Raw genomic sequence first — 18,642 nt, forward strand, 5'->3', positions numbered from 1 at the left:
CAGCGCCGCCGCCCTCGTCAGTGATCGGGCTTATAGACCCCACACCTCAGACACGTCAACAGACATTTTTAAAAAAATGACAGTTTTCTGACAACGCCCGAGAACTCAGGCCTTTGCGGCTTACCGAGTTGTTCTGCCAGCATGATCGCCGCCTGTGGAAAACCCTCTTGCCCTCACTTTTTCACAATCGACCGATCTAAGCGTCATCGGCGTTTAGGCACGCGACGCGGGGCCTCCAGCCGGCGATTTGACTTCGGTGTGCGGAACATGCACATCTTTCGCGCAACGTATCGACGTTAAGAATACGGCAAGAGCAATCGGGGACCTCCAGTTTGGCATGATCAGCAACAGGAACATGCTGCGGTCGCTCGGCGATCAACCGCCGATCCTTGCGGATGGACGCCGCGCGCCGGACAGGCGCGAAATCTCCATGCGCTGGCTGTCGGGCACGTTCCTGACCGGCATTACCTCGAGCCTCTTGATGGGAGTGGCGCTTTTCGCCGCGCTTGACGGTCGCCAGCAATTGGCGATCCCGGCGGAAGCTTTCGCGGCGGTCGATCCCGCCGCGCCCGGCGCAGCGCCGATCAGTGCCGCCAAACGCGGCAACCGGATTCTTTCGCCCAACATCGTCGCCAAGCCGGCAGACAAGACGGTCATGGAAGTCTCGACGATGATCCATGACGGCGAGAAGGAAGTGGTCCGCCGCCAGCCTTTCGTTCACGTGAAGATGGCGCTTGCCGCCAACCATCAGGCTTCCGAGGACTATCCCGCCTTCGACCCGCTGGCGATCTTCTCGACCGACGAGGCAGAAGCCGAACCGCCGCCGGCGAAAACCGGGACCATCTACGGCTCGGACGTGGAATCCGAAGTGGCGCTGAAGACCGTGAATTTTCCACTGAAGGGATCCGGTTTCAGTTTCGCCCCGTCGATGTCGCTCGACGAGGTCGAAGAAAATGTCCGCACCAACGGCTCCGTGCTGACGGAGGGCAACACCCAGGTCGCCTCCCTCTTCTATGTCGACCCGCAGCGGTTTGCTTCCGACGCGAACAACCTCGACCTGATCCAGGGCTTGTCGGCCCGGATCGTCGAAGAAAACATGACCGTCTCGACCCACGAGACCATCACTGAGCAGAGCACGGAATATGCCGACGACGTCATCCCGGTCCGGCGCGCCACGCCGATCGCCACGGTGCTCGTGAATGCAGGCTATGCCAGGGCCCAGGCCGACGACGCGGCCGGATATATCGAGACGGCGCTCGGGGCGAAGGAGCTTGGCGCGGGCGACGTCCTGCGCATCGGCATCATCCAGAAAGGCGAAGAAGCAAGGATCGTGCGGGCGACGGTCTATTCGCGCAACCGGCACGTGCTGACGATGGCCGTCGACGATCGCGGCCGTTTCGTGCCCGGAGCCGAGCCTCCGAAGCTCGATGCCGTCGCCACCGCCTTCGACGATACCGGAACGCCGGTGATCACCAGCGGTCACGATCTGCCGCGCGTCTATGACGGCATCTATCGGGCCGCCCTCTCCTACGGCATGAATGCCGAGATGATCTCGCTGATTGTCAAGCTGCTGGCGAGCAATGTCGATTTCCAGGCACAGCTCAAGCCGACGGATTCGCTGGAAGCCTTCTTCTCGGTCACCGATGAAAGCGGGCAGGCGACGGAAGAGTCCGAACTTCTCTATGTCGATGCCAAATTCGGGGATGCCGAGACGCGGTTCTACCGCTTCCACGATCCGGACGACAATTCGATCGATTATTTCGACGAGGCCGGCAAGAGCATCCGCCAGTTCCTGTTGCGCAATCCGGTTCCGAACGGCCACTTCCGGTCCGGCTTCGGCATGCGCCGCCACCCGATCCTCGGTTTCTCGCGAATGCACACGGGCGTCGACTGGTCGGCGCCGCGCGGCACGCCGATCATCGCAGCCGGCAACGGCGTTGTCGAAAAAGCCGGGTGGGATTCGGGCGGCTATGGCAACCAGACGCTGATCCGCCACGCCAATGGCTATGTCTCGTCCTATAATCACCAGAGCGCCATCGCCAAGAACGTCAAGGCGGGCGCAAAGGTCGTGCAGGGCCAGGTGATCGGCTGGGTCGGCACCACCGGCCTGTCGACCGGCCCGCATCTCCACTACGAACTGATCGTCAACGGCAACAAGGTGGACCCCTTGCGCATCCGCCTGCCGGGCGGCAAGTCGCTCTCCGGCGAGGTGCTGGCAAAATTCGAGAAGGAGCGGGAGCGCATCGACGAACTTCTCGGCAAGGACGATCCGAGCCAGGTCGCAAGCCAGTAGCGTCTCCACGAGGGACGGAGACGAGACACGAATGGGGCCGCCCTATTGCGGGCGGCCTTTTCGCATTTTGAGAGATGCTTAGGCGGCTTCCTTTGCCGCGGGCGTGCCGCGCTTGAAGTTCAGCCGGTCGGAACCCGCAACGATCTTGATCGCCGATCCGTCCGGGAACTCGCCCTGCAGCATCTTTTCCGCCAGCGGGTCCTGGACATATTTCTGAATCGCCCGCTTCAGCGGCCGCGCACCATAGGCCGGGTCGTAGCCCTTGTCGGCAAGGAAGGCCCGCGCCTCCTCCTCGAGCTCCAGCGTGATCTTCCGCTCGCCGAGCAGCTTGCGCAGCCTTTCGAGCTGTATGTCGACGATCGCCCCCATCTCCGAGCGGCGCAGCCGGTGGAACAGGATGATCTCGTCCACCCGGTTCAGGAATTCGGGCCTAAAGGCGGCTCTGACCACTTCCATGACTTGGTCGCGGACGGCGTCGCTGTCCTCGTTCTCACCGAGGCCGGTCAGGTATTCGGCACCGAGATTCGAGGTCATGATGATCATCGTGTTCTTGAAGTCGACCGTGCGGCCCTGACCGTCCGTCAGGCGGCCGTCGTCGAGCACCTGCAGGAGCACGTTGAAGACATCCGGATGCGCCTTCTCGATCTCGTCGAACAGCACGACCTGATAGGGCCGACGGCGGACGGATTCGGTGAGCGCACCACCCTCCTCATAGCCGACATAGCCGGGGGGTGCGCCGATCAACCGGGCGACCGAATGCTTCTCCATGTATTCCGACATGTCGATCCGCATCAGCGCCGTCTCGTCGTCGAAGAGGAAGCGGGCAAGTGCCTTGGTAAGCTCCGTCTTGCCGACGCCGGTGGGCCCCAGGAAGATGAACGAGCCGATCGGCCGGTTCGGATCCTGGAGCCCCGCGCGGGCGCGTCGGACGGCGCGGGACACGGCCTGGACGGCATCACCTTGGCCTACGACCCATTTGGCCAGCTCGTCTTCCATCCGCAGCAGCTTTTCGCGCTCGCCCTCGAGCATCTTATCGACCGGAATGCCGGTCCAGCGCGAGACGACATGGGCGATGTTGTCGGGAGTGACCACCTCCTGCACCATGGCATTGGCGCTCGAGCCGTCCTGGCTCTCGGCCTCGGCAAGCTCCTTCTCGAGATTCGGGATGACGCCATAGGCAAGCTCGCCTGCCCGCTGGAATTCACCCTTCCGCTGGACGATCTGGAGTTCGTTGCGCGCCTCGTCAAGCTGCTTCTTGAGGTCCGCCGCCCGGCCAAGCTTCTGCTTTTCCGCCTGCCAACGGGCGGTCAGGGTCGCGGCCTGTTCCTCAAGCGCCGCAAGGTCGAGCTCAAGCTTCTCGAGGCGGTCCTTCGAGGAAGCATCGGTCTCCTTCTTCAGGGCTTCGCGTTCGATCTTCAGCTGGATGACACGCCGGTCGAGTTCGTCGAGCTCCTCCGGCTTGGAGTCGACCTGCATCCTGAGCCGCGAGGCCGCCTCGTCCATGAGGTCGATCGCCTTGTCGGGCAGGAAACGGTCGGTGATGTAGCGGTTGGAAAGCGTCGCCGCGGCCACCAGCGCGGAGTCGGATATCCGCACCTTGTGGTGCTGCTCGTATTTTTCCTTGAGGCCGCGCAGGATCGAGATCGTGTCCTCGACCGTCGGCTCCTCGACGAACACCGGCTGGAACCGGCGGGCAAGCGCCGCATCCTTTTCGACATGCTTGCGGTACTCGTCAAGCGTGGTCGCGCCGACGCAGTGCAGCTCGCCACGTGCCAGCGCAGGCTTCAGGAGGTTCGAAGCGTCCATCGCCCCGTCCGCCTTGCCGGCGCCGACCAGCGTATGCATCTCGTCGATGAAGAGGATGATCTCGCCCTCTTCCGAGCGCACCTCGTTGAGCACGGCCTTCAGCCGCTCCTCGAACTCGCCGCGGTACTTCGCACCGGCAATCAGCGCGCCCATGTCGAGGGCCATCAGCCGCTTGTCCTTGAGGCTTTCCGGTACGTCGCCATTGACGATACGAAGCGCCAGGCCCTCGGCGATCGCGGTCTTGCCGACTCCCGGCTCGCCGATCAGCACCGGATTGTTCTTGGTGCGGCGCGACAGCACCTGGATCGTGCGACGGATTTCGTCGTCGCGGCCGATCACCGGATCGAGCTTGCCGTCGCGTGCCTCCTCGGTGAGGTCGCGCGCGTATTTCTTCAGGGAATCGAAGCCCTGCTCGGCATTGGCGGTGTCGGCCGTCCGGCCCTTGCGGATTTCATTGATGACCTGGTTGAGTTTCGTCGGCGTTACGCCGGCTTTCGTAAGGATGGCGGCGGTCGCGGCCGAGCTTTCCATCGCCAGCGCCAGCAGCAGGCGCTCGACGGTTACAAAACTGTCGCCGACCTTCTTCGCCGCCTCTTCCGCGGCGGTGAAAACCTTGGCGAGCGGCTGCGACAGGTAGACGGAACCGCTGCCGCCTGTGACTTTCGGAAGCTTCGCCAGCGCCGCGGCCGTGCCCGCCCTTGCCTCGCGCACATCGCCTCCGGCGCGTTCGACGAGCGATGCGGCCATGCCCTGATCGTCGTCGAGCAATACCTTGAGGACATGCTCCGGCGTGAATTGCTGGTGCCCTTCGGCCAACGCATGGGTCTGCGCCGATTGCAGGAAGCCGCGTACCCGCTCGGAATACTTCTCGATATTCATGTCTTACCTCCATGATCCGGCGAGCCCATCGTTGTGGCACTGGCCGGCGTTTCAGGATCAGGCTCCCGCATTCGGCAAGCCCGCTACTACATGTCTCCTTAAATCGCTTTCGATTTAAGGTGCTACAGCGATCTTTGCGCGTCCAATACGACGTGCGGCGCTGTAGTGACGGCTCGTCCCAGCGTTGCGGGGGTCCAAGTCTTCGAAGCGAATATGGGGCGATATTTTCGGAAATTAAAGGGCATCGGAAAGCGGCGTTCCGCGAATCTTTCCGGTGCATGGCGAAGGCCTGCGGAGCCGCCGGGCTCGCGAGCTGGCATTTAACCGATGCAAAAAGCCCGGCCGTCCGGCCGGGCTTTCAGATAGGGAAATCTCGTATTTCTGGCGCTATTCCGATGCCGCCAGGACCGGGGCGTCGCCGCCAGGCTGTCCTTCAGCCGCGGGCTCGTCTCCTGCATTGCGGCGCGGCTGGCGACGCGGGCGGGAGGCACTGCGGCGCCGCGAGCCGGTGCGGCCGGAAGACGCCACCGACGTCTCCTCCTCCATCGCCACTTCGGCAGGCATGCCTTCGATCACCGGCTGCGGGCCGGAACCGTCGATAACCGGCTGCGGCTCGCTGGGAGCAGGCGCCTGGGCGGGTGCTGCGGCGGCCGGTGCCGGCTCGGCATAGACCTGATCCAGATCGTCCTGATCGCGGTCGAGGTCGCGGTCCTGATAGTCCTGGCGCTCTTCGCGCTGGAAGCGATCCTGCATCTGCGCCTGTGCCGCCGCAATGATGCGGTTGTAGTGCTCGGCATGCTGCAGGTAGTTTTCTGCCATGACACGGTCGCCGGCGCTCTGGGCGTCGCGGGCAAGCGCGGCGTATTTTTCCGCAATATGCTGGGCGGTACCGCGAATTTTCACATCCGGGCCGGAGCTGTCGTACGTCCGCGTCAAGGGATTGGATCCCTTGCGGTTGTTATTGTTGTTATTGCTTCCGTTGTTGTTATTCCGCCCACGGCCGCGCTTGTTCTGCTGTCCTGGCCTCATCGTCCATTCACCTGAATTTTCTTGCTGATGATAATCATATGGTTCCGTATCCCGGCCGGATTGTCCGCGCCCGAGAAAACACGCGCCACGGCAGACCGCCTGTTCGCGGTCCCGGCGCCGGCTGACGTCAAATTAACAGGTACCCGCACAAGGCACTGTTGAACCCTAGCAACTCTTTCTTGAGAGCAATCCCCGTGGCCAGGTCATACTGGAACGAATCTCTGGTCCATGACCTCTGCCCAGTGCGCGGCCAGAAACTAGCCCGCTTCCTTGGCGATTCCAAGCCCTTTCTTTGCTCATCCAGAAAAGAGGGCGCTAGTGCAGCATTTTTTCAACGGTGATGCTGCCTTTGACGTCCTGCCCGAATATCAGGACCCGGTCGTTGCCGCCGAGATCCTTGCGGCTCTCAAGCAGGCGGAAGCTCTGCGCTTGGAACAGCGCCGTAACTGCCTGCTTCTGATCGAAACCGATTTCCAAGCCTACAACTCCGTCCGCTTCGAGATGGCGGCCGGCGTGTTGAGCGATGGCACGGTAAGCGTCAAGCCCGTCAATTCCGCCATCCAGGGCGGCAGCCGGATCATGGTTTCTGACCTCCGGCTCAAGCTCATCTATGACAGTGGACCGGATATACGGCGGATTTGAGACAATGACGTCGAACCGCCCTTCCACTGCCTCGAACCAATCGCTCCTAAGCGTCAGGAAGCGTTCGGCGAGCCCGTTCCTCTTCGCGTTTTCGCGTGCCGTCGCCAAGGCGTCTTCCGATATATCGGTACCGGTGCCGCGCGCTTCAAGTACCCCGGCGAGAAGCGCGAGGCAAATGGCACCGGTGCCGGTTCCAAGGTCTATGAGCCGGCAGTGTCCCTTGCCCGCGGCTATGCGGCGCACATGGGGGATCAGGCAGTCGACAAGCGTTTCGGTGTCCGGCCGCGGCTCCAGCGTTTCCCTCGAAAGCGACAGGGCCAATCCATGAAACTCGCGCTCGCCAAGAATGCGGTAGACCGGCTCGCGTGCCATCCGGCGGTCGATCGCCGCGCGGATACGCGCTGCATCTTCTGGGCTGACCGGCTCGCCTCCCCTTGCCATAAAGCCGGCGAGCGACAGGCCGAGTAGACCGGAAATCAGGTGCCTGGCATCGACCGCCGCATGTTCGATGCCGGCGGCCCTCAACCGATCGCGGCTCTCGGAAAGCAGCCTGTCCAATGTCTCGCGCATCCCCGGCTCAATTCTGCCGTTCGCCGAGCAGGGCGAGCTGGCTTGCCTGGTGGTCCGCAAGCAAGGCGTCGACGACCTCGTCGATCTCACCCTCCATCATCCGGTCGAGCTTGTAGAGCGTCAGATTGATACGGTGGTCGGTCAGGCGGCCCTGCGGGAAGTTGTAGGTGCGGATACGCTCCGAACGGTCGCCGGACCCCACTTGGCTCTTGCGGTCGGCCGACCTTTCGCTGTCGGCGCGCTGGCGCTCCATGTCGAAGAGCCGGGAACGCAGCACCTGCATCGCCTTGGCGCGGTTCTGGTGCTGCGACTTTTCCGAGCTGGTGACGACGAGGCCGGTGGGCAGGTGGGTGATGCGGACTGCCGAATCCGTGGTGTTGACGTGCTGGCCGCCCGCTCCCGAAGAGCGCATCGTGTCGATACGGATATCCTCGGGGCGGATTTCGATATCGATCTCCTCTGCCTCCGGCAGAACGGCGACGGTCGCCGCAGAGGTGTGGATGCGGCCGCTCGCTTCCGTTTCGGGTACGCGCTGCACCCGGTGGACGCCGGACTCGAATTTCAGCCGCGAGAACACGCCGCGCCCGGAAACCGTCGCGATGATTTCCTTGTAGCCGCCGGCCTCGCCCTCGCTCGCCGAGAGCACCTCGACCCGCCAGCCCTTGGCCGCAGCGTAGCGCTCGTACATGCGGAACAGATCGCCGGCAAAGAGCGCCGCTTCCGACCCGCCCGTGCCGGCGCGGATTTCGAGGATGGCGCTTTTTTCGTCGGCCGCATCCTTCGGCAGGAGCAGGATCTGGATCTCCTCTTCGAGCGCTTCGATCCGCTCCTCCACCTCGGGCTTTTCCATTTCCGCGAGGTCGCGCATCTCCTTGTCCGTCGCCCGGTCGGCGAGCATGGCCTCGATATCGGCAAGCTCGGCGACCGCCTTCTCGTAGACGCGGATTTTCGTCACGACCGGCTGGAGCTCGGAATATTCCGATGCGAGCTTCACATAGACGTCGGCCGCGGGGCCTGCGGACATGCGCGCCTCGATCTCCGCGAAACGCCGTTCGAGCTCGCGCATCTTTTCAACAGGAAGCTTTGCCAAGTTTCACTCCAAACACGTCCGCCTCGCCCGAACCCGGTTCGGACGAGGATGAAGACGCTTTCGATCAATCTATACCGGTATGCCGTTCGCCGCCGCGAAATCCACCAGAAGCTGGCGGATCGGCGTTTCGGATTTTGTATCGTCCAGGGCGGCATTGAGGACTTCGGCCAGCTTGTCGGCGTCGAGTGCCAGCAGCATGGCCTTGACAGGCCCGACGGCAGTCGAGGCCATGGATACCGAGCGGAAGCCGATACCGAGCAGTGCCATGGCCGAAAGCGGCTTGCTCGCCATCTCGCCGCAGAGCGTCACCGGCGTGTCGTTGCGTTCGCCGGCGCGCACGATGTCGCGCAACATTCTCAGGAACGGCCGACCGAGAATGTCGAAACGGTCGGAAACGCGGGCATTGCCGCGATCGACCGCCATGGCGAACTGGAAGAGATCGTTCGAGCCGACCGAGACGAAATCCACCTCGGCCATGAGTTCGTCAAGCTGCCAGAGCAGAGCCGGCACCTCGAGCATCGCCCCGAACTGCAGCTTGCGCGGCAATTGCTCTCCGAGTTTCGACTGCCGCTCGATCTCCTTCTGCAGGAGCTCGCGCGCCACCTTGAGTTCCGACACCTCGGTCACCATCGGCAGCATCAGCTTGAACTCGGCGCCGGCAGCCGCGCGCAGCATCGCTCGGAACTGGGTCCGCAGCAGGCCCGGCCGGTCGAGCGACAGCCGGATGGCGCGCCAGCCGAGCGCCGGATTTTCCTCTTCCGCCGCGCGGAAATAGGGCACGACCTTGTCACCGCCAATGTCCAGCGTGCGGAAGGTTACCGGTTTGCCGCCCGTCTGCTTCAAGACGTTGCGGTAGAACGCTTCCTGTTCCTCCGCCTTCGGCATGGTGGAGGCGATCATGAACTGCAGTTCGGTGCGGAAGAGGCCGATGCCTTCGGCGCCCGCTTCGTTCAAATGCGGTAGATCGACCAGGAGCCCGGCATTCATCTGCAGCGTAATGCGCTTGCCGTCCTTCGTCAGCGGCTCGACGTCTTTCAGCGCCCTGAACTGCGCCTGGCGGCGGGCGCGGAAGCGCACCTTTTCCTCGTAGGAGCGCTGCAGGTCGGCGACCGGGCGCAGGTGCACTTTAGCGTCATCGCCATCGACGATGATCGCGTCGCGGTTTTCGGCAAGCGCCACCGCTCCTGCTGCCTGCCCCACGACCGGAATGCCCATGGCGCGCGCGACGATCACCACATGGCTGGTGACCGCACCCTCTTCCAGGACGAGGCCGCGGACGTTCTCGCGCGGATAATCGAGCAGTTCCGCCGCGCCCATGGCGCGCGCGACGATGATCGCGTCGCTCGGGAAATCGGCGGCGGAAAGCTTGGCGCCGTAGCCGGAGAGCTGGCGCAGCAGGCGGTTGGCGAGATCGTCGAAGTCATGCATCCGCTCGCGCAGATAGGGATCCGTCAGCCGGATCATCCTTGCCTTCGTCTCGCTTTGCACTCTCTCGACCGCCGCCTCGGCCGTCAGGCCGTTGCGGATCGCTTCCTCGAGCTTTCTCACCCAACCACGATCGTGCGCGAACATGCGGTAGGTCTCGAGCACCGCCCGGTGCTCGCCTTCCATCGACACGTCGCGCCGCGACAGCATGTCGTCGATCGAGATGCGCAGCGACCCCAGCGCCTCGGCGAGGCGCTGCAGTTCGTGCTCCGTATCCTCGTTGAGCAGGTTGGTGACGACGATCCTCGGCTCGTGCAGCACCACATAGCCAAGGCCGATGCCTTCGCCATAGCTGTTGCCCTCGATCGCAACGGGGCGCGAAAGGTCCAGCTCAAGTCCGGGTTTGGTGATCTTCTTGAGCTCGCCGGTCGCGACCATCTCGGCGAGCACCATGGCGGTCGTCTCGAGCGCCTCGACCTCGTCCTCGCGATAGTTGCGCATCGCCTTGTTCTGCACGACCAGAACGCCGAGCGCGCGCCCGGTGCGCAGGATCGGCACGCCAAGGAAGGAGTGGTAGATCTCTTCGCCGGTCTCGGGGAGATAGGTGAAGGCCGGATGCGCCTGCGCGTCGGAGAGATTGAGCGGGCGCGCCGAGGCGGCGATCGTGCCGACGAGACCCTGGCCCATCTTCAGTTGTGCCAAGTGCACCGCGGTCTTGTTCAGACCTTCGGTCGCGTAAAGCTCGAGAATGCCGTCGGAGCGCAGCACATAGACGGAGCACACTTCCGCGACCATGTTCTGCGCGATCTGGCGCACGATACGGTCAAGGCGCTCCTGCGGCTCGAGCGGTTCCGCCATGAGCTCGCGCAACCGCTTGAGGAGAACGCGCGGACCCGCGGAAAGGTCTCTCATCGCGTAGGGTCTCCCGAATAAGAATATACGACGGCACGTGACGGGAGGCGCGGGCCCTGGCGGCCGCGAATCCCCAATCGAATGCCTGCTGTCTAACTCTTATCGAGACCGTAGGCGGAATGCAAAGTGCGAACCGCCAATTCCGCGTATGGACCGTCGATCAGGATGGAAATCTTGATCTCGGAGGTGGTGATCGCCTTGATGTTGATGCCCTTCTCGGCGAGCGCTCGGAAGGCAGAGGCGGCGACACCCGCATGGCTGCGCATGCCGATGCCGATGACCGAAACCTTGACGAGGCCGGATTCCGATTGCGCGACGTCGTAGCCGATCTTCTCCTTGTTGTCGGAGAGCACCTTCAGCGCCTTGTTGACGTCGCCGGACGGGACCGTGAAGGTCATGTCCGTCTTGGAGCCGTCTTCGGAAATGTTCTGGACGATCATATCGACGTTGATATGGGCTTCGGCGAGTGGGCCGAAGATCGCCGCGGAAACGCCCGGCCGGTCGGCCAAGCGCCGCAGCGAGATCTGGGCTTCATCCTTGGCATAGGCGATGCCGGTTACGACTTCCTGTTCCACGATCTCATCCTCATCACAAATCAGCGTTCCGGGCGGGTTCAGAAGGTCACCCATGCCCGGCGCATCGGGATCCTCGAAAGACGAGCGTACGAAGGTACGCACCTTGTGCACCATGGCGAGCTCGACCGAGCGCACCTGCAGGACCTTGGCGCCGAGGGAAGCCATTTCCAGCATTTCCTCGAAGGCGATCTTCTTCAATCGCCGCGCCTTTGGCTCGATGCGCGGATCGGTCGTGTAGACGCCATCAACGTCGGTGTAGATGTCGCAGCGGTCGGCCTTGACGGCAGCGGCGATGGCGACGGCGGAGGTGTCGGAGCCGCCGCGGCCGAGGGTCGCGACGCGATTGTCGGGGCCGAGCCCCTGGAAGCCGGCAACGACCGCCACCTGACCCTCGCCCATGCGGCGGATGATATCGGCGCCGTCGATGTCGAGGATGCGGGCCGCACCATGGGCGTTGTCGGTCTTGACCGGCAGCTGCCAGCCCTGCCAGGAGCGGGCGTTGATGCCCATCGACTGCAGGGCGATCGCCAGCAGTCCGGAGGTCACCTGCTCGCCGGAGGCGACCACCGCGTCATATTCGCGCGCATCGTAGAACGGCGCATTCGAGCCCGCCACCTTCGGCATGTTCTCGACCCAGCCGACCAGCTCGTTGGTCTTGCCGGACATCGCGGAAACGACGACGGCGACCTCGTGGCCGGCATCGACTTCGCGTTTTACATGGCGGGCGACATTGTGGATGCGGTTCAAATCTGCGACGGAAGTCCCGCCGAATTTCATCACGATGCGTGCCATTTCGCCTCTACCGTACCAACATGTTTCGCGCCTGCGCCCGACAGCACTCCCGCCGGCGCCTGACGATCAAAAAGCAGAGACTTCTCGGACATCGGCCAGCCACCGCTGCGGGGAGCGGAAAGTCGCGGCGTCTCTTAGCGGATCAGCGGGCGGCGTGCAATGGGAGGGTGGAGGAAGACTTGAGCGTCGGGGGCAGGTTTCCAGGATCTGGCCGGACGTCAGGCGGCGAAATCCGGGTGTCTCGCCACGACGCAGGCGACGTCGCAACCGCGAACCCGATGCGTCGCCCGCGCCTCCACCATCCAGCCGCTGCGGCACACACCCGCTTCGAGACGCGGCACGAGATCGTTGGCAGTGCGCGAGGGTTCGTCGTGAAAGAGAAAGAGCCGTCCGAACGGCGACAAGTGCCTGGCTAGGACGGCAAGCTCGCGCTCCGAATTGCCGCGCGCGAAAATGCCGACGCGCAGAGCAAAAGCCTTGTCGAATACGGCGCTGCCAAACTCGGCCCGTGCGAGTTCCGCGACCACGAACTCGGCTCGCCCGTCGGCGACGAAGGCGGCATTTCGCCGCCGCGCGGCCTCGATCATTGCCGCCGAACGGTCGATCGCAAGCAACCGACCGTCGACGAGCCGGTCGCACACCATCGTCGCCGCCAAGCCGTGACCGCAGCCGATCTCGAGAATGCACTCGGATGCCTCGGGCGCAAGCATCTCTACCGCCCAGCCGATCCGATCTCTCATCGCCTCACCACCGTCTCACGCCGGATTCCTGCTCTCTAAGTTGGCAGCAATCATCTGCGATCGCAATGCTTCAATATTAGCACCACTTGCAAACTTGCTGCAGTTTCGTCATTCTCCGACCTGAGCGAAAGTCAGGCGGCGACGTTCAACGGGAGGAAGGGCAATGCGCAAGGTCATCATGTGGGACATGGTCAGTGTCGACGGCTTCTTCGAGGCGCCGGGGCATGACATCGACTGGTTCGTCTTCGAGGACGAGCTTGCCGCCTATATCGGCGAGACGCAGTTGGAAGCCGGTACGCTGCTCTTCGGACGCGTCACCTACGAGATGATGGCCGCCTATTGGCCCTCGGCCGAGGGCAACATCGCCACTTTCATGAACGGGGCGGAAAAGTACGTTTTCTCGAAGACGCTGACGAGCGCCGAGTGGAACAACACGACACTCGTCTCCGGCGACGCCGTCGCCGAGGTCGAGCGCCTGAAGCAGCGCGACGGCGGCACGATCTTCATCTTCGGCAGCGCCGACTTTGCCGCCACCCTGACCGCCCGTGGACTGGTCGACGAATACCGTCTCGGCATCAATCCGGTGCTCCTCGGCAAAGGCACTCCGCTCTTCCAGAACATCCCTGAGCGCACCAAGCTGGACCTCACCCATGTCCGCCCGCTAAAATCCGGCGTCGTCATCCTGCACTATCAGCCCGCCAAGGCTTGAGGCGGTTTGCAAAGCCGCCCCTTGACATCGCCCGTCGATCGTCCGACTTCACCTTTCGACAGGGCGGATTTCGGGCGCGACGTTTCTGCCCGGACCCGATACGCGAGGAGGCTCCGATGAGCGAGACGGCACGCACGACGATCGACCAGAGCGAGGTGGACCGTTTCTCGGCAATGGCGGCCGAATGGTGGGATCCGACCGGCAAGTTCCGGCCGCTGCACAAGTTCAACCCCGTGCGCCTCGCCTATATCCGCGACAAAGTGTGCGAACAGTTCGACCGGGATCCGAAGAGCCCGCAGCCGCTGAAAGGCCTGCGCCTTCTCGATATCGGCTGCGGCGGCGGGCTGTTGTCCGAGCCGATGGCGCGCATGGGCGCGGATGTTCTCGGTGCGGACGCTTCTGAAAAGAATATCGGCATCGCCAAGGCGCATGCGGCGGGCAGCGGCGTCAACGTCGACTACCGCGCCGTGACCGCCGAGGCTTTGGCCGAGGCTGGCGAGAGCTTCGATATCGTCCTCAACATGGAAGTCGTCGAGCATGTCGCCGATGTCGACTTCTTCATGACCACCTGCGCCCATATGGTGCGGCCCGGCGGCCTGATGTTCGTCGCCACCATCAACCGCACCCTGAAGGCCGCTGCCCTCGCAATCTTCGCCGCCGAGAACGTGCTGCGCTGGCTGCCGCGCGGCACCCATCAATACGACAAGCTGGTCCGCCCGGAAGAACTCGAAAAGCCGCTCGAAGCGAGCGGCATGGAGGTCGCCGACCACACCGGCGTGTTCTTCAACCCGCTTGCCAATCAATGGAACCTGTCGAAGGACATGGACGTCAACTACATGATCGTCGCCAAACGGCCGATTTGAGAACGCCGGCCGGGCCGCTCAGTTCGTGTCGTCCGGAAGCACTGGCAGCGGCGCGATCTCAATGCCTTCCTCGAGCAGCGCGGTCGCCTCTTCCGCGGTCGCCTTGCCGATCAAGCCGCGCTGGTCGGCCTCGCCATAGTGGATCTTGCGGGCCTCCTCGGGAAAGCGCTCGCCGACATCTTCGGCGTTGGCGCGGATCGTCTTGACCATTTCACGAAGCTTGGCGATCGTCTCCTTCTGCGCCTGGTCCATGACGAGGGCCTGCCGGGCTTCCCTCTTGCGGGCGGTGGAGACGGTTGGCGCCATCAACTGCTTGCTGACCGAGCCGGAACCACAGGTGGGGCAGGTGACGAGATGAGCTTTGGCCTGCCGGTCGAAGTCGCCGCTCGACGAGAACCAGCCTTCGAATCCATGGCCATTGTCGCAGGACAAATTGTAGCGGATCAAGCTGCAACGCCTCCTTTCCCAGCCGGGACCACTTGATCGAGCACGAAATCGCGGGCGTTCCTGAGATTGGGTATGCGCGCTCGCGCGCCGCTGACCGCCGCCACGTCGATTTCCGCGATAAGGACCGCCTCACCGGCCGGGCCGGCCTGGGCAAGCACCCTGCCCCAGGGATCTACGATCATCGAATGTCCGAAGGTCTCCCGTCCGTCCTCGTGCTGCCCGGCCTGGGCAGCGGCAATGACGAAAAGCCCGTTCTCGATGGCGCGAGCCCTCAGCAGAATTTCCCAATGCGCCTCGCCGGTCTGACGGGTGAACGCCGCCGGCACCGACATGATCTCCGCGCCGGCCACCGCCTGCTGGCGGAAGAGCTCCGGAAAGCGGACGTCGTAGCAGATCGCAAAACCCAGCTTGCCGAAGGGTAGATCGACCATGCGCGCCGTGGCGCCCGGCCGATAGACGGCGCTCTCGCGCCAGCTTTCGCCATTGTCGAGGTCGACATCGAACATGTGGATCTTGTCGTAGTCGCAGATCTTCTTGCCATCCGGCCCGAACAGGAAGCCGCGATTGGCGACCTTGCCGTCCGGAAGCGCGATCGGGGTGGAGCCGACATGGAGATAGACCCCGAGTTCGCCGGCAAGACGCGCCGCCTCCTCAAAGACGAGATCGTCGGCTTCGTCTTTAATTACCGAACGCAGCCCCGCCCGGTCGCGCTGGATGGCCCCGGTCATTTCAGGCGTCTGAATATAGCTGGCGCCCTGCGATGCGGCTTGGCGCACCAGCCTGACCATCGTTTCGACGTTCCTCGCCGGATCGACGCCGGAGCACATCTGGACGGTTGCAGCCTTGAAACTCATTGCCCTTTTCTCCCAAGCCAGAGCGTGGGGTCTACCCGACCCGGACCATTCCTTTGAGCTTTCGTGCGATACTGTGCGCTTCGCCTTAACTCAAGCGGCGAGCATCTCGTCGAGCTTGCCGGCCCGATCGAGTGCATGCAGATCATCGCAGCCGCCGACCGGGACGTCGTTGATGAAGATCTGCGGAAAGGTCCTCCCGCCATTGGACTTTTCGATCATCGTCTGGCGAAGCGCCGGGTCATAGGTCGCGTCGTGCTCGACGAAATCGACGCCCTTGCTCTCCAGAAGTTTCTTCGCTCTTGTGCAATAGCCACAGAACTGACGCGTATAAATGACGACCGAAGCCATGGTTTCGAACTGCTCCTTCGCCGGCACCAGCGCCGGCCGTTTTTTCGTCATATAGGCTCGGGCAACGCCATTGCAAAGGTCAAAACCGTGACCTCCGCGGCTCCGGCGCGTCTCAGCGCGCGGGTCGCGGCGGAAACCGTTGCGCCGGTCGTGTAGACGTCGTCAACGAGGACGATGCGTTTCCCCACGAGCGAGGATTTGGCGCTCTCGGGTACGGCAAAGGCGCCGCGGACATTCTCCTCGCGTGCCCGCGCCCCGAGCCCGACCTGCCGGCGCGTGCGCCTGACACGGCGAAGCACTTCGGGACGATAGGGCTTGCCGGCCCGTTCGGAGACACAGCGCGCCAGTTCCGCCGACTGGTTGAACTTTCGCCGCCAAAGCCGAAATGCGTGGAGCGGCACCGGCACGATTATATCGGCCGCCCCGACGGCGCCGTCGCTGGCCCGGACCATCCATTCAGCCATCATCCGCGCGAGATCGGTGCGGTCGCGATACTTCAGCCCATGCACCAGATCGCGGGCAATTCCCTCGAGAAGAGACACGGAACGCAACCGATGGAAGGGCGGCGGATTGGCAATCGCCTGTGGCGAAACGGCCCCCGGGCCGGGATCGAAGGCGAAGGGCGAGCCGAGGATTTCGCAATAGGGTCGCTCGATCAGGCACAGCTCCGCCCAGCAGGAGGGGCAGACGGCATGCGCATCGCCGGTCAGCCGACCGCAACCGCAGCAGACGGGCGGGAAGACCAGATTGACCGCCGCCCCGCCGAACGTTTGAAACAGCGCTCTCCAGCGCTTCGCCCGATTTCTCCAACCGTCCCGTTCCATAAGGTTGACTTTGTCCCCTTCAGGGTTTCTTTGCATCCGTGATTTCGGAGAGAGTATCGTGGAAATCGTCTTTGACCAGAGCCTCGTCGAGGCGCACCGCCGCAAAGCGCTGCGCCGGGCGGACCCGAAAGCGACCTTCCTTCTTGATATCGTGGCGCAGGAACTGGCAGATCGCGTCAGTGTCGTCGACCGGTATTTCGACAGAGCCATGGAATTGCACGGCTACACCGGCGCCGCCGCCGCCCGCCTCGCCGAAACGGGAAAGGTCGGCACTATCGAGCGAGTGGAAACCGACGAAGGCTTCGGCTCGCCCCATGCTCCGGTTACCATTGCCCCCCTCGAGCGCATCCCGGCGGAAGCGCAAACTGTCAATCTGTTGGTGTCGCCGCTGTCGCTGCATCTGACCAACGATACGCCCGGCGTCTTCATCCAGGCGCGCCGCGCCCTCAAGCCGGACGGGCTCTTCCTTGCCGCGATTCCCGGCAGCGGCACGTTGCAGGAGCTTCGCGAATGCCTGCTTTCGGCGGAAGCGGAACTGGCCGGCGGAGCGAGCCCAAGGGTCGTGCCCTTCGCCGACGTGCGCGACATGGGCGGGCTTCTGCAGCGCGCGGGTTTTGCCCTGCCGGTCGCCGACGCGGAAACCTACACGGTTCGCTACGATTCGCTCTTCGGGCTTCTCAAGGATTTGCGGGCAATGGGCATGACCAACCCGCTTAAGGCCAGAAGCCGCCGGCCGGTGCCGCGCCGCTTCTTCCTGAGAGCGGCCGAGATCTATGCGGAACGGTTCTCCGATCCGGACGGCCGGGTTCGCGCGACCTTTTCGATCATCTATGTCTCGGGCTGGGCGCCGCATGAGAGCCAGCAGAAACCGCTGAAGCCCGGCTCGGCCAAGCAGAGGCTGTCGGATGCGCTCGGGGTGAGCGAACACGCACTGAAGGGTTCGGGGAAGCAGTCCTGACAGGGCATTTTGCCCAACTCGTGCCGGTATCGCCCGGACTGGGACTATGTCCAGGAGTCTTCCATCGCATCGGCGATCAAGTTCAGCACATTCAGCAATTCGTTGGAAAAGTTCTGAAAGCCGAGGAGAAGGGCGACGGAAATCAGGGCCGCGATGAGACCATACTCCACGACGGTCGCACCGTCTCGGCTGCGAAGGAGAGATCTCAGCTTGTCCATGCGTCCTCCGGCCCCATGACGGCGGCGAGGTCCTCGAGGAGCTCCCAACCGTCCTATGGTCAATGGCAGCGAAAGACGCGGGGCTTGCGCGTATTCGCTCGAATCAGCACCCGCTCCTGCTGCCGTTTGCATCGATGATGCAGACGGCGCCCGGCATTTCCTGAAGCACGCTGCGGCGCACGGTGTAGCGCTTCGCCGTGCCGCCGGAGGGAATCGAGCCGGTGGAGATATTGTCGTAGTCGATCGGCGTGTTTGCGAGCATCCGCTTGTCGCCCTTCGATGAAAGCATTGGCGTCAGGATCAGCGTCAGCGCGATCACTGCCGTGCCGAACAGCAGCGACAGATTGAGCACGCCCGTCCGGCGGGACTGGCTCGCCACCAGATCCTTGTCCTGAACTGTCCTCCAGAAATCCTCGTCCACCATTCCAGCCTCACAAACACCTCAGAGAGCGGGGCGAAGCACCCTTCCCAAGCTTCGACCTCACCACAGCTGCCCGAAACCGGCGCGGCCAATGATCGGGGCGCGCCGAAACTGATAGGCTCGATTGTGAAGGAGGGTGATAAACTTTTGATTAATAAATCTTGGAATTTAGGGGAGTTGACCGGCGTTGACGCTCGGTTTTCCTCCGATCACAGACAAATTTATTAATGAGACGCGGCAGCACCCG

Annotated in this window: 17 protein-coding genes; 4 read left to right on the plus strand and 13 right to left on the minus strand. The window is 63.4% G+C overall.

Going from position 1 to position 18,642, the window contains the following annotated elements:
• Positions 1–337 precede the first annotated feature (337 nt).
• The gene (locus CO664_RS28575) at positions 338–2,293 is read left to right on the plus strand and encodes a M23 family metallopeptidase (protein WP_037426606.1); all 1,956 of its coding nucleotides are present in this window, start codon (positions 338–340) and stop codon (positions 2,291–2,293) included.
• A 78-nt stretch (positions 2,294–2,371) separates the two neighbouring features.
• Here CO664_RS28575 and clpB read toward each other — a convergent pair whose 3' ends face one another.
• The 7 genes from clpB to CO664_RS28610 form a co-directional block, all read right to left on the minus strand.
• Positions 2,372–4,978 carry an ATP-dependent chaperone ClpB gene (clpB, locus tag CO664_RS28580; RefSeq protein WP_097540647.1) on the minus strand — a complete coding sequence of 869 codons (2,607 nt, stop codon included), beginning with the start codon at positions 4,976–4,978 and terminating at the stop codon, positions 2,372–2,374.
• Between the two features lie 387 nt (positions 4,979–5,365).
• Positions 5,366–6,007 (minus strand): DUF4167 domain-containing protein, encoded by a 642-nt coding sequence (locus CO664_RS28585; RefSeq protein WP_037426600.1) that lies wholly within the window; start codon positions 6,005–6,007, stop codon positions 5,366–5,368.
• A gap of 315 nt (positions 6,008–6,322) precedes the next feature.
• The gene (prmC, locus tag CO664_RS28590) at positions 6,323–7,219 is read right to left on the minus strand and encodes a peptide chain release factor N(5)-glutamine methyltransferase (RefSeq protein ID WP_097540648.1); all 897 of its coding nucleotides are present in this window, start codon (positions 7,217–7,219) and stop codon (positions 6,323–6,325) included.
• 7 nt (positions 7,220–7,226) lie between these two features.
• Entirely contained in the window at positions 7,227–8,309 is a 1,083-nt protein-coding gene (prfA, locus tag CO664_RS28595) for a peptide chain release factor 1 (protein WP_037426594.1), read from the minus strand.
• A gap of 69 nt (positions 8,310–8,378) precedes the next feature.
• On the minus strand, positions 8,379–10,646 hold the full coding sequence (gene ptsP, locus CO664_RS28600) for a phosphoenolpyruvate--protein phosphotransferase (protein WP_037426591.1): 2,268 nt from the start codon (positions 10,644–10,646) through the stop codon (positions 8,379–8,381).
• Positions 10,647–10,738: 92 nt separating this feature from the next.
• Positions 10,739–12,013, minus strand: coding sequence for an aspartate kinase (locus tag CO664_RS28605; RefSeq protein WP_037426588.1), 1,275 nt, complete (start codon positions 12,011–12,013; stop codon positions 10,739–10,741).
• A 218-nt stretch (positions 12,014–12,231) separates the two neighbouring features.
• A complete protein-coding gene (locus CO664_RS28610; RefSeq protein WP_097540649.1) occupies positions 12,232–12,753 on the minus strand; it encodes a class I SAM-dependent methyltransferase in 522 nt (173 codons plus the stop codon).
• Between the two features lie 163 nt (positions 12,754–12,916).
• On the opposite strand from CO664_RS28610, the gene CO664_RS28615 reads away from it, so the two are divergent.
• Both CO664_RS28615 and ubiG read left to right on the plus strand, forming a co-directional pair.
• Positions 12,917–13,462 carry a dihydrofolate reductase family protein gene (locus tag CO664_RS28615; RefSeq protein WP_037426586.1) on the plus strand — a complete coding sequence of 182 codons (546 nt, stop codon included), beginning with the start codon at positions 12,917–12,919 and terminating at the stop codon, positions 13,460–13,462.
• 116 nt (positions 13,463–13,578) lie between these two features.
• Positions 13,579–14,325, plus strand: coding sequence for a bifunctional 2-polyprenyl-6-hydroxyphenol methylase/3-demethylubiquinol 3-O-methyltransferase UbiG (ubiG, locus tag CO664_RS28620; RefSeq protein WP_095678000.1), 747 nt, complete (start codon positions 13,579–13,581; stop codon positions 14,323–14,325).
• An 18-nt stretch (positions 14,326–14,343) separates the two neighbouring features.
• On the opposite strand, the gene CO664_RS28625 is transcribed toward ubiG, so the two are convergent.
• The 4 genes from CO664_RS28625 to CO664_RS28640 form a co-directional block, all read right to left on the minus strand.
• Complete coding sequence (locus tag CO664_RS28625) at positions 14,344–14,772, minus strand: DUF1178 family protein (protein ID WP_037426566.1); 429 nt, start codon at positions 14,770–14,772, stop codon at positions 14,344–14,346.
• Positions 14,769–15,626, minus strand: coding sequence for a carbon-nitrogen hydrolase family protein (locus tag CO664_RS28630; protein ID WP_097540650.1), 858 nt, complete (start codon positions 15,624–15,626; stop codon positions 14,769–14,771). The genes CO664_RS28625 and CO664_RS28630 overlap by 4 nt, the downstream gene beginning before the upstream one ends.
• Positions 15,627–15,716: 90 nt before the next feature.
• The gene (grxC, locus tag CO664_RS28635) at positions 15,717–15,974 is read right to left on the minus strand and encodes a glutaredoxin 3 (RefSeq protein ID WP_037426574.1); all 258 of its coding nucleotides are present in this window, start codon (positions 15,972–15,974) and stop codon (positions 15,717–15,719) included.
• 47 nt (positions 15,975–16,021) lie between these two features.
• Entirely contained in the window at positions 16,022–16,798 is a 777-nt protein-coding gene (locus tag CO664_RS28640; RefSeq protein WP_234820068.1) for a ComF family protein, read from the minus strand.
• 58 nt (positions 16,799–16,856) lie between these two features.
• Here CO664_RS28640 and CO664_RS28645 point away from each other — a divergent pair, with 58 nt between their 5' ends.
• Positions 16,857–17,756, plus strand: coding sequence for a class I SAM-dependent methyltransferase (locus CO664_RS28645; RefSeq protein ID WP_097540652.1), 900 nt, complete (start codon positions 16,857–16,859; stop codon positions 17,754–17,756).
• Positions 17,757–17,800: 44 nt separating this feature from the next.
• On the opposite strand, the gene CO664_RS28650 is transcribed toward CO664_RS28645, so the two are convergent.
• Both CO664_RS28650 and CO664_RS28655 read right to left on the minus strand, forming a co-directional pair.
• Positions 17,801–17,974 (minus strand): Flp family type IVb pilin, encoded by a 174-nt coding sequence (locus CO664_RS28650; protein ID WP_037426562.1) that lies wholly within the window; start codon positions 17,972–17,974, stop codon positions 17,801–17,803.
• Between the two features lie 103 nt (positions 17,975–18,077).
• Positions 18,078–18,398, minus strand: a complete 321-nt coding sequence (locus tag CO664_RS28655) for a hypothetical protein (RefSeq protein WP_037388500.1) — start codon at positions 18,396–18,398, stop codon at positions 18,078–18,080.
• Positions 18,399–18,642: the final 244 nt, after the last annotated feature.

This window comes from Sinorhizobium sp. NG07B (assembly GCF_002532005.1).
Taxonomy (GTDB): domain Bacteria; phylum Pseudomonadota; class Alphaproteobacteria; order Rhizobiales; family Rhizobiaceae; genus Sinorhizobium; species Sinorhizobium fredii_C.

Excerpts from the sequence above, each read along its gene's own strand:
- CO664_RS28610 (WP_097540649.1), bottom strand. The coding sequence starts at position 12,753 with ATGAGAGATCGGATCGGCTGGGCGGTAGAGATGCTTGCGCCCGAGGCA.
- CO664_RS28575 (WP_037426606.1), top strand. The coding sequence starts at position 338 with ATGATCAGCAACAGGAACATGCTGCGGTCGCTCGGCGATCAACCGCCG.
- CO664_RS28640 (WP_234820068.1), bottom strand. The coding sequence starts at position 16,798 with ATGGAACGGGACGGTTGGAGAAATCGGGCGAAGCGCTGGAGAGCGCTG.
- CO664_RS28585 (WP_037426600.1), bottom strand. The coding sequence starts at position 6,007 with ATGAGGCCAGGACAGCAGAACAAGCGCGGCCGTGGGCGGAATAACAAC.
- CO664_RS28650 (WP_037426562.1), bottom strand. The coding sequence starts at position 17,974 with ATGGACAAGCTGAGATCTCTCCTTCGCAGCCGAGACGGTGCGACCGTC.
- prmC (WP_097540648.1), bottom strand. The coding sequence starts at position 7,219 with ATGCGCGAGACATTGGACAGGCTGCTTTCCGAGAGCCGCGATCGGTTG.
- ptsP (WP_037426591.1), bottom strand. The coding sequence starts at position 10,646 with ATGAGAGACCTTTCCGCGGGTCCGCGCGTTCTCCTCAAGCGGTTGCGC.
- clpB (WP_097540647.1), bottom strand. The coding sequence starts at position 4,978 with ATGAATATCGAGAAGTATTCCGAGCGGGTACGCGGCTTCCTGCAATCG.
- CO664_RS28630 (WP_097540650.1), bottom strand. The coding sequence starts at position 15,626 with ATGAGTTTCAAGGCTGCAACCGTCCAGATGTGCTCCGGCGTCGATCCG.
- CO664_RS28655 (WP_037388500.1), bottom strand. The coding sequence starts at position 18,398 with ATGGTGGACGAGGATTTCTGGAGGACAGTTCAGGACAAGGATCTGGTG.
- ubiG (WP_095678000.1), top strand. The coding sequence starts at position 13,579 with ATGAGCGAGACGGCACGCACGACGATCGACCAGAGCGAGGTGGACCGT.
- CO664_RS28605 (WP_037426588.1), bottom strand. The coding sequence starts at position 12,013 with ATGGCACGCATCGTGATGAAATTCGGCGGGACTTCCGTCGCAGATTTG.
- CO664_RS28615 (WP_037426586.1), top strand. The coding sequence starts at position 12,917 with ATGCGCAAGGTCATCATGTGGGACATGGTCAGTGTCGACGGCTTCTTC.
- grxC (WP_037426574.1), bottom strand. The coding sequence starts at position 15,974 with ATGGCTTCGGTCGTCATTTATACGCGTCAGTTCTGTGGCTATTGCACA.